This is a genomic window from Bifidobacterium erythrocebi (assembly GCF_012932675.1).
GTDB classification, from domain to species: domain Bacteria; phylum Actinomycetota; class Actinomycetes; order Actinomycetales; family Bifidobacteriaceae; genus Bifidobacterium; species Bifidobacterium erythrocebi.
Genome location: NZ_JAAIIF010000008.1, coordinates 37,036 through 51,077, shown reverse-complemented (window position 1 = coordinate 51,077; position 14,042 = coordinate 37,036). Strand labels below are relative to the sequence as shown.

Below are 14,042 nucleotides of genomic sequence, written 5' to 3'. Positions count from 1 at the left end.
CCGATCCGTTCAGCGGGAGCGCTTGGTCAGCGGCTCCCACGGCTCAAGCTCAACCGGCTCGGCGGTGAGCAGCGCACGTGTGGCGTCGTCAAGGTATTCCTTGCGGATGATGATCTCGGTCACGTAGCGGTCGAACCATGCGTCGGACGCGACATAGTAGCCGTCCTCGCCATTGTCCTTGCCCCAGCTGTTCTCGACCTTCCAACGGTTCGGCTTGCCGTCCTCCCCCAGGTTCACGCCGGTCAGCGTCATGGCGTGGTTGCTCGGGCAGTCGCCGTATTCGAGGCCCTGCCCCTTGTCGAAGGTGAACTCGGTGCCGAACAGCTGGTCGACGCGCACGGTGTCGCAGTCGAAGTAGCCCGCCCCGCGCAGGGAGAACTGCATGCAGTCGCAGGCGAACCAGATGGGGTGACCGGCGCTGATCTGGTCGACGGCGGCCTTCTTGAACACGTCGAGCGGCACGTTCACGAATTCCATGTCGCCGGCCTCGGCCACGTTCGCGGTGAACTTGATGCGGTAGCGCTTGCCGTAGGGGCGGCTCGCCATCGGCACGTTGCACAGGGTGGCCAGGTCGTTCACGTCGACCGGCACGTACTTGGTGTAGAACTCCATCGGGGTGATGCCGAACTCGCGGATCTGCTTGCGCTCGTCCTTGCCGGTCTTCGGCTCGCTCTTGCCGTTCTCGGCGTTCTCCTTCGCCTTGGCATCGTCCTTCTTGTCGGACTTGTCGTCGTTCACTCGGGCCAGGAAGTCGAAGCGCTCCGGCGGCTCGCCGAGCGAGATCGCGCAGATGCGGTACACGGTGGACATGTCGTCGTTCTTGGCCGCGCGCAGCTCGTCCAGGGTGGCCCCGGCGGTGTGACGGGCGCGCAGATCGGCGGCGAATTCGCGCAGCTTGGAGTTCAGGTACTGCTTGAACGCGTCGGAATCCTTGGAATTGGCGGATTCGGGGTATGCGGACTTCGGCACCAGACCGTACTTGTTCACCAGCGCGGCGAACATCTGCCACCAGCCGCCGTCATCGGCCGGCCCGTAGTTGATCTCCTGGAAGATGCGGCTGTCGGTCGGCTCGTCGAGCGTGGCAAGCACGTTCTCCAGGTAGGTGTTCGACTTCTCCATCGCGTCCCAGAAGAACAGGTAGGTTTCGGAGAATTCGAAATCGTCGAGGTTCCACTTGTGCATCACCTCGTAGCGCAGGGTGTTGAGCGCGGCGAACATCCAGCAGCGGCCGGAATGGCGCTGGTTGGTGATCGAGCCCTGCTTGAGTTCGATGGAGAAATCCCTGGGCAGCGAGCGCGCGCCTTTGTAGTCGGTCGCGGCGGTCAGCACTCCGGAGGCGACGGCCGCGTTGGCGGCGACGAGGTTCGCCCTGTCGGCGTTGAAGTCCTTGGCGTATTGGGTGAGTTGTTGCGGGTCCAGTGCTCGTGTGTCAGTCATGGTTGTTGTCCTTCTCTATGGTTTCGATGGTCTGTTCGATGCCGCGTAGTCGGCATCGCAAGTCGGTTTCGATGTCCACGCCGTTGCGGTGCGCGTCTCGGATGATGGCGATGATCGCGTCCGCGTATTGGTGGTTGTGGGCCGTGTCCGGTTCGAATGCTTGTTCCAGGCGTTCGTGTTCGGGTGATTTTGCGACGCGGGAGATGATTTTGGCGGCGCGTGGCAGGGCACCTTGCGCGTGGGAGATGCCTTCGAGGACGGAGGTGCGGTGTTTTTCCTTCTGCTTCATCCGTTCCCAGAGCGCGAGTGTTTCCTCGGCGCTTTGCGGGGCCTGTTCGCCGTCCGCGTTGTTGCCGCTGCTTGCGAATACGTGCGGGTGGCGGGTGATGAGTTTGTCTACCAGCCGGTTGCATACTTCGTCGATGTCGAAGGGGTCGGCCGGGTCGTGTGAGCAGACCTGTGCCTGGAATACGGATTGCAGGAGCGTGTCTCCGAGTTCCTCGCGCATGTTGTCACGGTCGCCGGTTTCCACGGCGTCGATGTATTCGTAGGTTTCCTCCAGGAGGGGTTTGAGCAGGGATTCGTTCGTCTGCTTGCCGTCCCAGGGGCATCCGCCGGGCTCGTTCAGGATGCGTACCACGGCCTTGACGCGGTCGAGCGCGGATGGCGCCTCTTCGACCGGCGCAAGCTTCGGGCAGTGCTCGTAGCCCTCCGGCAGTTCGTAATCGTCATGTGCTGCTTGGGTCATATCTTCCGTATTGTTGTCTCATGTGCAGACGCCTTCGCCGTGCCTGTTTTCCGTGTTCCGCGGGCGGCGGCGCATGCGCCTATGATGTTCTGTTGACGTTATATACAGCGAAGAAGAGGAAGAGTCAACGATGTTCCGTGTATCGTCCCGTTTCCGCCCGTTCGCGGCGGTTGGTGCCATGTTGCTGTCCGCCTGCCTGGTCGCAGGCGTGCAGGCGGATCCCGCCGTGGCGTCCGAGCCCACCGACAATACCGGTGCCGGCCAGTCGGCCACCGCGGTGCTGGATACGTTGCAGGTGAAGGGCCGCGCGCCGAAGACCGGGTACAAGCGCACGCAGTTCGGCAAAGCGTGGTCCGATGTGGATCATAACGGCTGCGATACGCGCAACGATATTCTCAACCGTGATCTGACCGGGGTGAAGCACAAGTTCGGCACGCATAGCTGCGTGGTCAAGTCCGGCACGTTGCAGGATCCCTATACCGGCAAGTCCATTGCGTTCAAGCGTGGGCAGAAGACCTCCACCGCGGTGCAGATCGACCATGTGGTCGCGTTGAGCGACGCCTGGCAGAAGGGCGCGCAGAAGCTCTCGAAGAGCGTACGCGCCGAATTGGCGAACGATCCGTATAATCTGCTGGCCGTGCAGGGCAGGGCCAACCAGCAGAAGTCCGACGGCGACGCCGCCACGTGGCTGCCGTCGAACAAGGGGTTCCGCTGCGAATATGTGGCGCGGCAGATCGGCGTGAAGCACAAGTATTCGCTGTGGGTCACCAAGTCGGAGAAGTCGGCGATGCAGCGGGTGCTCGCCTCCTGCCCCGCGCAGACCGTTCCGGATTACACGGGCGTGAAGGCATCCTCCGCAGCGAATACCGCGCAGCAGGACCAGCAGACGCAGGAGCAGGCCGATCAGCAGGCCGCACAGGAACAGGCCGAGCGTCAGCGTCAGGCGGAGGCCGAGGCCACGCAGTCGCAAGCCCAGGCACAGCAGCAGTCCCAGCAGCAGGATTCCGGCTCGAACGTCTATTACAAGAACTGCACGGCGGCGCGTGCCGCGGGTGCGGCACCGATCTACCAGGGGCAGCCCGGCTATCGTTCGGCGCTCGACAGGGATCACGACGGGGTCGCCTGCGAGTAGAGCACCTATCCCCTGATAAATCCCCTTACAAAGATCCCCTACAAACCAAAAAACGGACCTCATCGTCCGTTCCAGTGCCATCGGGCCATATGGATCATTCCACCTCGAATGTTTTCGTATGGCTCGTTTTTATTTTCGTATTGCCTTGATCCCATGCATGGCGTGTGGTGACGGGACGGCTATTGCTCAACGGTTCAGCGCTTGCTCATGCCTTCCAGGGCTTCCACCATGGACTCGCTGTAGCCGGCTTCGCCGATGGCGTTCATACCGCTGACTTCCAGACCACGCTTGATGGCGGAGAACAGCTTGTGCTTCATGGACATAATCGATCCTTTCCTAGATCCTGCTATATTGCCACGGTCTTGCTCCGTGTTGCCACCCATCATACAATCATGAAAAGACTTTTTAAAAATAGTTTTACTATTTGGTCATCGTGTCGCGAAAGCCCGCACGGGACCCGCATGCCACCAGCACGCACAGCGGCGGACGCATGCGTACCATATGGAAGACACCCGAGAAGAAAGAGACGCACATGCCGCTGAGCAAATGGGAACGCATCACCGAATGGCCGATGACCGCACTCGCACTGATCTTCGTCTTCGCCTATTCGTGGGAGGTGATCGTACGGACGCACATGGCGCTATGCGACAACGTCATCAACATCATCTGGGTCCTGTTCATCATCGACTACGTGGTCTCCATCTCGCTGGCACGGAACAAGAAGGCCTGGTTCAAGAACAACCTCATCATGCTGCTGTCGATCGTGCTGCCGATGTTCCGTCCGTTGCGCCTGGTGCGTCTGGTGGCCGTGCTGAACGTGCTCAACCGCACCAGCGGCATGGCGGTGCGCGGGCGCATCACCATGTACGTGTGCGGCAGCGCGGTGCTGCTCATCTTCATCGGTTCGCTGGCGGTACTCGACGTGGAGCAGTTCGCGCCCGGAGCGACGATCACGGACTTCGGCAAGGCGCTGTGGTGGACGTTCGTCACCGTCACCACGGTCGGCTACGGCGACCTCTCCCCCGTGACCTGGCAGGGCAAGTGCATCGCGGTGGGCCTGATGATCACCGGCATCGCGCTCATCGGCGTCGTCACGGCCACGTTGGCATCGTGGATCGTCGACCGCGTGGACAACGAGACCAGCAAGCGGGCCAAGGAAAACGACGACGAGATCAAACAGCTGCAGCACAGCATCTCGCAACTGGCCGGAACCGTCGCCGAACTGCGCGATGAACTGCATGCGGCACGTGCCGATGCGACTTCCTCCGCGTACCCTGGCCACGATGACGCTCCGGGCAACGTTCCGGGCGCGGCCCCGGCAACCGCCGCATCCGCGGCCCCAACGAGGTGACGGCGATGCGAGTTCTTATGCAACGCGTACGGGAGGCGAGCGCCGTGGTGCTCAACGAGCTGGACGGCATCGACCCCACCTTCGACCCGCAGTACATCGGTCCGGGGCTTGTATTGACCGTCGAGATCGAACCGGGCGACGGCGAGCGCGAGCTGGCGCATATGGCGCATCGGATTCTCACGGCCCAGTGCTTCGACGGCCCGGCAGGCCGCCTGTGCGCCTGCATTCAGGATATCGGCGGAGAGATCCTGTCCGTTCCCCAGCCATTGGCCGGATTTGAACGCTCCGCCACAGGCAGGCCCCGGCTGACGAGCGGGGATGGGGACGGCGAGCATGCGAACATCATGTGGATCAGATTGAACGAGGCGTTGCGTTCCGGTGGCGTGCCGGTGCGCGAGGGCCGGTACGGTTCGCATATGCGGGTCGGCATGGTGGCCGATGGGCCGTTGAATGTCACGCTGACCAGCGATTAGCCCGACCCTTCCTCTCTCTTTTCGGCAAGCCGTTCCTGGGCGGGGTGCCAGAGGGCCGCAATGCAGTCGTGCGGAACCGCGGAAGTATAATTGCCTGCGCATACGAAACGGAGGGCACATCGATGGGATTCATGCAGCGTTTGAGGCAGGCTCTGCTTGGCGAGGCGGCGGAGCGTGAGGCTCCCGAACGTCCCTCCGCTTCCACGGGCAGGACCGGCACAGCCGCGCAGACGGCCCGTAATCCACAGACGCAGCAGCAGCGTTCCGCACGCCCTGCACAGTCCATGAAGCCCGCACAACCCGCGAAGTCCACGAAAACGGCACAGCCGGATCGCACTGCACAGTCGGCCAGTCCCACACAATCGAGGCAGTCCACGCAGGTACGCTCCACCCCGGCACGACAGGGCGCTCAATCGCAGCGACCCGCACGCCGCAATACGCCGCAAACACAGCAGCATGGCAACGAAGCGCTCCCCTCGCTCGATCTCGTCGGGCGTCGCTACGGCGCGGAACGACGCGACGACTCCAGCCGACTCGCCCCGCAACCGCTGCTGGACGCCGACACCATCGCAAAGGCCCGGTCCGTGATCGGCACCATTGAGAAGAACGAACTGAGCGACGAGCAGATCAGCGCCATCGCGGGCGCGGCGCACAACACCCTGGTGCTGGCCGGAGCGGGAACCGGCAAGACCACCACCATCGTGGGCTACATCGCCTGGCTGCTGAAAACCGGAAAAGCCAAGCCCAATGAGATTCTTGTGCTCTCGTTCACGCGGAAGTCCGCGGACGAGATGTCCGGGCGTATCCAGGCGCAGACCGGCGAAGCCATCCGCGCCTGCACCTTCCACAGTCTCGGCCTTGAGATCTGCCGCAATTCCACCATCGCGAACCGGCCGATCATCGACGAGAACACGGCGAACAAGGCGATCGGATCGGCATTCGGACAGCTGCTTGCCACAAGCATCCCCTACCGTCTGCTCGCCTTCAAGCTTATGCCCAGGCATCTTCTGGAGAAGTACGGGGCAGCCGCGCACACCGAAGCCTTCCGCATGCCGGAGAAGGACTACGAGTTCAACCAGTACGCGCAGCATCTGGTAGACACTGCCAAGACCATCATCCAGCAGATGCGTTCGAACAACATCGATGTCAACGGCATGCGCGCGCTCAACCGCCGCTACGGCGGCACGCATGCTGGGCGCAACGCGGAGATGCTCGACCTGATCGAACCGCTGTACCGCGCCTACATGGATTGCTTCCACGCCAACAACGGCATCGACTTCCCTGGCATGATCATCGACGCCATCGACTGCGTGAAGACCGGCAAATACCGTCATGAGTACCGTTACGTGCTCATCGACGAATACCAGGACATGTCGCGGCCAAGATACGAACTGATCCGCGCGATGCGCGAGCAGCGGGACTTCTCGCTGTTCTGCGTGGGCGACGACTGGCAGTCGATCTACCGGTTCGCGGGCAGCGACATCGGCCTGATCCTCGACTTCGACAAACTGTGGAGCGCATGGGGCAAGACCCGCATGTTCCAGATCACCACCACCAGACGGTTCCGCGCCAGCCTGATCGAGGCCAGCGGCGCCTTCGTGATGTCGGATCCAAGCCTGTACGTCAAGCACCTGCACAGCACCAACGAGAAGAAGGACTACTCGCTGAAGGCTTTGGGAGGCAAGACCCCGGAGGAACGGTTCACCGTGATCGTGGAGCAGCTGCGCAAGCTGCCGAAGAAGGCGTCCGTACTGCTGCTGGGCCGCTACCACAGCGATCTCAACCTCATCACCAAGTACGACCGGGAAGGGCTGTTCCGTTGCGAGCGCGACCACATCACCTTCCTGGAAAAGCCGGAGATGACCATCGAGTTCATGACCGCGCACAAGTCCAAGGGCCTGCAGCGCGACTTCGTGTTCCTGCTGTGCTGCTCCGGCGGGCTGAAGGGGTTCCCCAGCGCCATTCCCGAGGAGCCGTTGCTGGGTCTGCTGCTGCCCGAGGTGGAGCGCTACCCGTATGCGGAGGAACGCCGCCTGTTCTACGTGGCCATGACCAGGTGCAAGAAGAAGGTGTTCTTCGTGGTCGATCAGGCTCGGCCGTCGAAGTTCATGTACGAGCTGCACGACCATATCTGCCCGAACATCTTCCGCGGCGTCACATTGCCGCCGCAATGCCCCATGTGCGGCAGCGCGCTGGCGGAACGCCATCCGAGGAACAATCCCGACCGCGCGTTCTACGGGTGCACCGGGTACCCGGCCTGCAACTACATCAGGAACATTCGCTAGCGGTCGGCGGGGTTGCTTTGTACGCTGGCTTTGCCCTGTGCGGCGATGTATGGCTCGCTGGGCTGGCTGGCGGCCACCTGACCGAAACGAAACCACCGGTATTCGCCTTACGTGTGGCAGATTTAGTATGCCGACCGGGTATATCTCGCTTACGTGTGGCAGCTCATAGTAAGAAGCCGCGGGCAACGCATCGCCGTTCCGCCATTCCTGCGCGCCGTAACCACGCTTTCATGCCACACGTAAGCGAAATACATGTGGGCAAAGCCGAAAATCTGCCACACGTAAGCGAGATAGCACCACCATGTGTGCCATGGCTGCGAACCGGTTGCCCAAGAACCTGCCGATGTGCGGGTAGCATACCTTGTAGGTACGGGAATCCTGCTCAGGGTTCCGAACCGTTCAGCCGAACAAGGAGATGATCATGCCGTTTTCCGTGGTGCGTCAGGACATTACCGGCATGCATGTGGACGCAATCGTCAACGCCGCGAACACCGATCTGCTGATGGGCGGCGGCGTGTGCGGCGCCATTTTCAGAGCCGCCGGCCAAAGCCGGATGCAGGAGGCGTGCGACAGGCTCTCCCCCATCCGAACCGGCGAGGCCGTGATCACCCCAGGGTTCGATCTGCCGGCAAAGTACGTGATTCATACCGCGGGACCGGTCTGGCGCGACGGGGATCACGACGAGGAGGCCGCGCTGCGCTCCTGCTACCGCAGCTGCCTGGCCATCGCGTCCGTGCATGGTTGCGAAAGCGTGGCGTTCCCCCTGATTTCGGCTGGCATCTACGGCTACCCGAAGGACGAGGCTCTTGACGTGGCGGAGGACGAGATCCGCTATTGGCTGCGGGAGAACGATTCGCCCATGGAAGTCTCCCTTGCCCTGTGGCCGTGAGCGGGGGTGACTTCCTCGCTTGTAACGACGTTGCGGCTGCCTGTTGACGCCCTTGAGCGAAGGGCTGGATACTCTGACGCATCCAAAAAGCCACATCCGCCTTATTCGTGCGGTAGGTTTTCATCTTCCGGCGGCTATCTGCCCTATTTGTGGCAGATTTAAGGGGTCGGCGAAATCTATCTCGCTTATTTGTGGCACCTGCCGCGCGATATGCGAAGTATGGGCGTTGGAATTCCAACGCTCATACTCGCGATATGCCCGATCGAGTGCCACAAATAAGCCACATAGCTACAGCAGAGGGCAAGAATCTGCCACATGCAACCGCAATCCAGTATCCCGGAGGATGACGTACTAAGCGACACGCCGCAAGAATATTATTCAGGCGTGCAGGCCCACGCCGAACGGCGGAATCGCGCAAAGGTTTCCTTGAGGTAACCAAGGCACTTTATTGTGCGTTCTTCCGCCGAGCGTTGTTCCGTCCTACGATGCTGTGGTGAAGGGCCTGCACGGGCCACCTGCTACGAAAGGACATGGCATGATCAATCATGTGACCGTCAAGGTGAAGGATTTCGAGAAGGAAGAGGCGTTCTACGAGGCCGCCCTGGCGCCGCTGGGTTACGGCAAGGGCCCGGCTTTCCCGGGTGTTCAGGCTTTCGTGGCCGAGGATGGTTCCGCCGTGTGGGTGAGCACCGCCGCCGAGGGCGACGCCGTCGCGCCGATCCATGTGGCGTTCCAGGCCGCCGACAATGATGCCGTGAAGGCGTTCTATGAGGCCGGCCTTGCCAACGGAGGCACCGACAACGGCCAGCCTGGCCCGCGCCCGAACTACGGCCCGACCTACTACGCCGCCTTCGTGCACGATCCGGAAGGCAACAACATCGAGGCCATGCTCGTCTGAAAACCGTCTGCCAGACAGCGATAGAAAACAGATCCCGCCATACGCAATGCTCGTATGGCGGGATCTGTTGTATAGACAACAGCATGACATTCGCATTACAATTGCTTGTAATTGATGCTTTCATATGATTAGGAGCGACTATGAGCGACACTGCGATGATTAGTTTCCGCACTGATCCCACGATCAAGCGGGAGGCGAAGGAACTGTATGCCGATATGGGAATGGATCTATCGACGGCGATCAACATCTTCCTGCGCCAATCGATCCGTGAGAACGGTATGCCTTTCAAAATCACCAGGGAGAACCCCATCAACGTCGAGGCACGCCGCCAAGCGGAAAACCATGACGGGGAATCCTTCACCAGCACGGATGCGTTGATGAAGGACCTGTTGGATGCTTAAATCGGTTTTTCGCACAACGCAATTCAAAAAAGATTTCAAAGCTCTGCTTAAAAAGCATTACGATCCCGACAAGCTTAGACAAGCCATCGACACGCTCATGGCTCAAGACAGACAGCTGCTCAGCACAAAATACCGCGATCATCAACTGACAGGGAACTGGAAGGGATACCGCGAAATCCACATCGAAGGCGATTGGCTCGTCATTTACCGCGTGGAAAAGCAAAAGCTACAGCTCGTGCTCACACGCACCGGATCGCACGACGACTTGTTCTAGTATGTCCCTGACTACTTGAACAGGTCGAATAGGCTGAACGTGGTCTTCTTGTAGACCGTGTTGTACAGCTTGCGCTTGGAATGCAGCCTCTCCACCGCACCATCAAAAGAAGCAACGCATGAGATTCTGCCGCCGACCCGTATTTGGTAGTCTGCGTAAAAAGGCATGGCTTCCATTCATCGCCCGCTACAGAACAAATCGACGATGTTAATGGGATCCTTATCAGTTACCGAATATCTCCTCATGGGTACCTGTACGGAGAAACCATGCAGTGCCATCTTCCCGAATCCAAACGGCAAGCCAGTCGCCAGCGTTGCCTACATGGCATTCGACCACACGCTCCCACTCGCCGCCTTGCAAACGATGTGCACGATGACGTCGGCGGAGCGTCTCCTTTGCCTCATCCGTATCTTCAAGCACCAAACGGATAACGTTCTTCAACTCTGTGAAGTCGACATGCTTGCGTTTCAGACGCTTGATATCACGCTGGAACGCCTTTGTATATTCCGCATTGAGCATAATCAGATGCCCAGGGATTCGAACATCTCATCAGCAGTATGGAACCGCGGATCGCTTTTCACGGAACGTTCGCGAACCTCCCGCAAGGCAGAAAGCGTTTCGGCCGGAACTTCATTTTGATATGAAAGATTCAACGGGATGCGCTTTTCACGGACAATTTGCCGGTAGAAGGCACGGGTCACGCTAGAAAGGTCGAAACCGAAATCCTCCGCGATGTCGGAAGCCCTCTGCTTGGTGTCCGAATCCACACGAACAGTCACCGATGACATGGCCATATTTTTCTCCGTTCCCCAAATACCCAACATCGTAAGACAAACAACTACTATTATCTTACATCATTCAGCAGTGACATGTTGCATTCCATCTGTTCATCTGCATATGGCGCATCACACTGTAATAGCATTCAGGCCTCAGACTCCTCGATTGCCTCGGCTTGGTCGCCTTGCTCGGCCTTCTCTTTTTCAATGCCGCGCAAAGCTTCCTTCACGCCATTTCTCACAGCCCATTTGATGATGTAGTACATCGTGACGAGCACGATGATAGCGGTGCCACCACTAATGCCGAGTTCTTCCCACATGGCTCTCTCCAGTCGGACGATGTCTTCCCTTGGCTGCGCTACGGCGCGTTACGCACATTCTACAGTCTCGCGACGAACGACGGGAGGGAAGGGAGCGATGGTTTCAGCCACCGGTATTACCAAATCCAACGGGAGTTTGAGACCCACACATCTGGATCGGAACACATGTGTTTTCCCCTTTAGTCCGGATTACTTGAACAGGTCGAACAGGCTGAACGTGGTCTTCTTGTAGACCGTGTTGTACAACTTGCGCTTGGGGTGCAGCCATCCCATGCCCTTCTTGCCATAGCCGGGGATCAGCGCCCGCTTGACCGCGCGGGTGGCGCGGCCTTTCGTGCGCGCAGACAGGCTCTTCTTCCAGCTGGGTTTCCTCATTCCATATTTCATAGCGGCCTCTTTTCGAGTGGTTACGTTCATTCTATAAAGCGTTGAACGCACAGCAGTCGGAACAATCACAGCGCTCAGACGAGCAGATCGTACACGTTGCGCATGGCGAGTAGACTATCCGTCATCCATTGGTAGGCTTCCGTCATGTCGCCGGAGAAATCCACATCATGCCGTACCCAGAGATGTCGGTTCTTCTTGTCGGCATCCGGTTCGTCCCAGATCACCTTGCCCAAATCCAACAGTATCCGTTCAACGGAATCCTTCATACCGTACAGCTTCGAGTACTGGAACGTGTCGGTGAAATACAGGTCGACCGTAATATAGCCTCCACGGATATTCAAAGTTCCGTCTGGGTGGCAGAATTTGGAGCCGACCCCGAAGCTTGCCCATGTAGCGCTGTTCGGTTTGCGGTCGGACGGATCGCCGTATACGGCGACAAAATCGGCTCGCGTTGCGGCATAGTTGTACATCTCGTTCCATAAATCGCGTCGCAGTGCGGGATTGCCGGCAGCTTGCCGTAGCTCGTTCAGTGTTCTTCCGTCCGCGATCTTCCATACGGTCCATCCGTTGATCTGCTTGTCCTCGCCGGTTTCGAGCATTCTGGCGCGGCGGAATGCGCCGGATGGGCTGTCGAACAGCTCGCCGTTGGACAACCGGATACGGTGGTCGGCAGTTACGGTCGCGGTGGCGTTTACGCCGGCATATCGGCTTTCCAACACATCACCGGCGGAAAGAATTCCCCGCCTGCACAGGTCGGCGAAATCGATGGCGTTCCGTTCACGTTCTCTCTGGCTCACGTTCCGATTGCACAGGAGCCTCATAACCCGCTCCCCCGCTTTGGGGCTCGCCCACACCTGCAATGCGAGATCGGCGAGTCGAACACCGCGTTGCGCGATAGAGTGCTCATCCCACTGTGTAGCGTCGTGCAGCTCGGCGGAAATGGACAGGTACTCGCTGTCGTATCCGCCGATCGCACGGCTTTTCTTCTGGTCGAATGTTCCGTCGGAAAGTTCCGAATTGTATGCGGTCAATGTCAGATTGCCCAAGCTGTTCACCAACAGCGGGAACCGGTCGGGGTCGCCGAGCATGTCACGCCATTCGGCATGTGCCATGGCGTTCTGCGGCATGATGTGTTCGATGGTGTACCCGTTGAAGGATCTTGGATCCTTGGGATGGTTGCGGTTTTCCAATCCGGCAAGCAGATATTTGCATCGCGGGGTTGGGCGGTACAGGTCCTCGCCGAGCAGCGCCTGCTTGAATTCCTCGTCCGTGGGCATGCGTGTGGCTTTGGCGGTTTCGGTGAGGAGCAGCGCGGCGAAAGTTTCGGCCGGATCGCCTTCGACTGATTCGAGTCTGGCGATCAGCGACGGAACAAGCTTGTTCAGTCCATTGCTGGATACCGAGCAGACCATTCGGCGGAACAGATACGATTCGACATCCGCAAGCACGCGCATTAGCCCGTCACGATTTACACGATCATGCTTCCATGCCGCGAACATGTACAGGAGCAGCGGATCCGTAACCGTGCTGTCCAAGGTTTGGATAGATTCGAGACGGTGATCCACATCCACGTCACCACTGCCGGCGGTCACGGCACCTTTGACGGCGGCATAGTATCTGGCGTATTCCAGCATGTTCGCCAACAGATCGCGTATGCGTTCCATACGCGGCAGGGAGCTGTCGGCTGCGAAACGTTTGAATTCCGAGTACATGGCCCGACCTTTGACAACGGGGCTCTTCAAAGTGACGACCATCCAGTCATGCAGGAACGTGTCGAATGAGAGATTGCCGAGTACACGTTCCATGGGCAGCCAGTAGTCGTCGTACAGGGTTTTCTGTTCGGCCATGGGACATCCCATGAGCATGTAGTTGCGTACCAGGTCGGAAGTATCCAGGTCCAGTCCGGTGGAATTCATCGATTCGAATACCAGCTGCGGCTCGTCACGCCCCTGGTCCAGGGTGACGGACACGACCTCGAGACGCTGCAAGCCGTTCCATACCACGTTCACGTCATCGATGGCCGCGACCAGCGAGCGGAACAGATTGAGATTCGCTTCCAGCTTGGAACCCGCTTCTTCATGATTCGGCCGGCTGGGGTCGACCGCATGGTCGCATAGACGCTGCAGCATATCCCGGTCATCGCCGGAAAGCGTCAGCTTGTAGCGGCCTTCGCCGGCCACATACTTGTCGACGATATAGCCGCGGTCGATAACCATGTCTGCGGAGAAACGGTGGTTCTCCGGGTGTTCGCGGGCGTATTCCGTAAGCGCGATGAGCAGCAGAGTAACCGAGGTAAGGCGCTGCTGGCCGTCGATGAGCAGGCAACGGCTGACGCCGTCCGGGCTTATTCCGCCTTCCTGCATCCATACGATTGACCCGGTGAAATGCGTTCTGTCGGGATGCCTGCCGGCGGTTACGATGTCGGACCACAATTGCCGGCACTGAGCCTCACCCCACGAGTATCTGCGCTGGTACACCGGCACAACGAACCGAAGCGAACCGGTGAATAAGTCCAGCAGGATTTTCTTGCCAGCGTCCATGGTGTTTCCTCTCTTCACCCTTGAAATTATCTTTATCCACTATACGTATTAGACAGAAAATCCCTTGCAAAAGCAGCCATTCCCCGACTCCCCCTCCTATATACTTGAACAAGCAATGAGTGACCTACCCT

At 59.4% G+C, this 14,042-nt stretch carries 17 protein-coding genes; 8 read left to right on the top strand and 9 right to left on the bottom strand.

Features of this window, described 5'->3' with window-relative positions:
* Nucleotides 1-9 precede the first annotated feature (9 nt).
* Together G1C98_RS03775 and G1C98_RS03770 are read right to left on the bottom strand one after the other, a co-directional pair.
* Nucleotides 10-1,437 (bottom strand): C1 family peptidase, encoded by a 1,428-nt coding sequence (locus tag G1C98_RS03775; protein ID WP_169079401.1) that lies wholly within the window; start codon nt 1,435-1,437, stop codon nt 10-12.
* Nucleotides 1,430-2,185 carry a nucleoside triphosphate pyrophosphohydrolase gene (locus G1C98_RS03770; RefSeq protein WP_169079399.1) on the bottom strand — a complete coding sequence of 252 codons (756 nt, stop codon included), beginning with the start codon at nt 2,183-2,185 and terminating at the stop codon, nt 1,430-1,432. The genes G1C98_RS03775 and G1C98_RS03770 overlap by 8 nt, the downstream gene beginning before the upstream one ends.
* 130 nt (nt 2,186-2,315) lie before the next feature.
* On the opposite strand from G1C98_RS03770, the gene G1C98_RS03765 reads away from it, so the two are divergent.
* A complete protein-coding gene (locus tag G1C98_RS03765) occupies nt 2,316-3,317 on the top strand; it encodes a GmrSD restriction endonuclease domain-containing protein (protein WP_169079397.1) in 1,002 nt (333 codons plus the stop codon).
* A gap of 194 nt (nt 3,318-3,511) precedes the next feature.
* Here the strand turns inward: G1C98_RS03765 and G1C98_RS09445 are convergent, their stop codons facing one another.
* On the bottom strand, nt 3,512-3,640 hold the full coding sequence (locus G1C98_RS09445) for a hypothetical protein (protein ID WP_277347562.1): 129 nt from the start codon (nt 3,638-3,640) through the stop codon (nt 3,512-3,514).
* A 209-nt stretch (nt 3,641-3,849) separates the two neighbouring features.
* On the opposite strand from G1C98_RS09445, the gene G1C98_RS03760 reads away from it, so the two are divergent.
* The 7 genes from G1C98_RS03760 (at nt 3,850) to G1C98_RS03730 (ending at nt 9,888) form a co-directional block, all read left to right on the top strand.
* On the top strand, nt 3,850-4,668 hold the full coding sequence (locus tag G1C98_RS03760) for a potassium channel family protein (RefSeq protein ID WP_169079395.1): 819 nt from the start codon (nt 3,850-3,852) through the stop codon (nt 4,666-4,668).
* 5 nt (nt 4,669-4,673) lie between these two features.
* Nucleotides 4,674-5,141 (top strand): D-aminoacyl-tRNA deacylase, encoded by a 468-nt coding sequence (locus G1C98_RS03755; protein WP_169079393.1) that lies wholly within the window; start codon nt 4,674-4,676, stop codon nt 5,139-5,141.
* 131 nt (nt 5,142-5,272) lie between these two features.
* Nucleotides 5,273-7,426, top strand: coding sequence for a UvrD-helicase domain-containing protein (locus tag G1C98_RS03750; RefSeq protein ID WP_169079391.1), 2,154 nt, complete (start codon nt 5,273-5,275; stop codon nt 7,424-7,426).
* Between the two features lie 421 nt (nt 7,427-7,847).
* On the top strand, nt 7,848-8,315 hold the full coding sequence (locus G1C98_RS03745; protein WP_169079389.1) for a macro domain-containing protein: 468 nt from the start codon (nt 7,848-7,850) through the stop codon (nt 8,313-8,315).
* A 535-nt stretch (nt 8,316-8,850) separates the two neighbouring features.
* Complete coding sequence (locus tag G1C98_RS03740; RefSeq protein WP_169079387.1) at nt 8,851-9,213, top strand: VOC family protein; 363 nt, start codon at nt 8,851-8,853, stop codon at nt 9,211-9,213.
* A gap of 140 nt (nt 9,214-9,353) precedes the next feature.
* Nucleotides 9,354-9,614, top strand: coding sequence for a type II toxin-antitoxin system RelB/DinJ family antitoxin (locus G1C98_RS03735; RefSeq protein ID WP_169079385.1), 261 nt, complete (start codon nt 9,354-9,356; stop codon nt 9,612-9,614).
* The gene (locus tag G1C98_RS03730; protein WP_169079383.1) at nt 9,607-9,888 is read left to right on the top strand and encodes a type II toxin-antitoxin system YafQ family toxin; all 282 of its coding nucleotides are present in this window, start codon (nt 9,607-9,609) and stop codon (nt 9,886-9,888) included. The genes G1C98_RS03735 and G1C98_RS03730 overlap by 8 nt, the downstream gene beginning before the upstream one ends.
* A gap of 11 nt (nt 9,889-9,899) precedes the next feature.
* On the opposite strand, the gene G1C98_RS03725 is transcribed toward G1C98_RS03730, so the two are convergent.
* From G1C98_RS03725 to G1C98_RS03700, 6 genes are all read right to left on the bottom strand, one after another.
* Nucleotides 9,900-10,055 (bottom strand): hypothetical protein, encoded by a 156-nt coding sequence (locus tag G1C98_RS03725; RefSeq protein WP_169079319.1) that lies wholly within the window; start codon nt 10,053-10,055, stop codon nt 9,900-9,902.
* A gap of 55 nt (nt 10,056-10,110) precedes the next feature.
* On the bottom strand, nt 10,111-10,407 hold the full coding sequence (locus G1C98_RS03720) for a type II toxin-antitoxin system RelE/ParE family toxin (protein ID WP_026646052.1): 297 nt from the start codon (nt 10,405-10,407) through the stop codon (nt 10,111-10,113).
* A 2-nt stretch (nt 10,408-10,409) separates the two neighbouring features.
* Complete coding sequence (locus tag G1C98_RS03715; protein WP_169079381.1) at nt 10,410-10,682, bottom strand: type II toxin-antitoxin system RelB/DinJ family antitoxin; 273 nt, start codon at nt 10,680-10,682, stop codon at nt 10,410-10,412.
* Nucleotides 10,683-10,810: 128 nt separating this feature from the next.
* The gene (locus G1C98_RS03710) at nt 10,811-10,984 is read right to left on the bottom strand and encodes a DUF6019 family protein (RefSeq protein WP_169079379.1); all 174 of its coding nucleotides are present in this window, start codon (nt 10,982-10,984) and stop codon (nt 10,811-10,813) included.
* 189 nt (nt 10,985-11,173) lie between these two features.
* Nucleotides 11,174-11,371 carry a hypothetical protein gene (locus G1C98_RS03705; RefSeq protein WP_033509668.1) on the bottom strand — a complete coding sequence of 66 codons (198 nt, stop codon included), beginning with the start codon at nt 11,369-11,371 and terminating at the stop codon, nt 11,174-11,176.
* Between the two features lie 74 nt (nt 11,372-11,445).
* The gene (locus G1C98_RS03700; RefSeq protein ID WP_169079377.1) at nt 11,446-13,911 is read right to left on the bottom strand and encodes a GmrSD restriction endonuclease domain-containing protein; all 2,466 of its coding nucleotides are present in this window, start codon (nt 13,909-13,911) and stop codon (nt 11,446-11,448) included.
* Nucleotides 13,912-14,042: the final 131 nt, after the last annotated feature.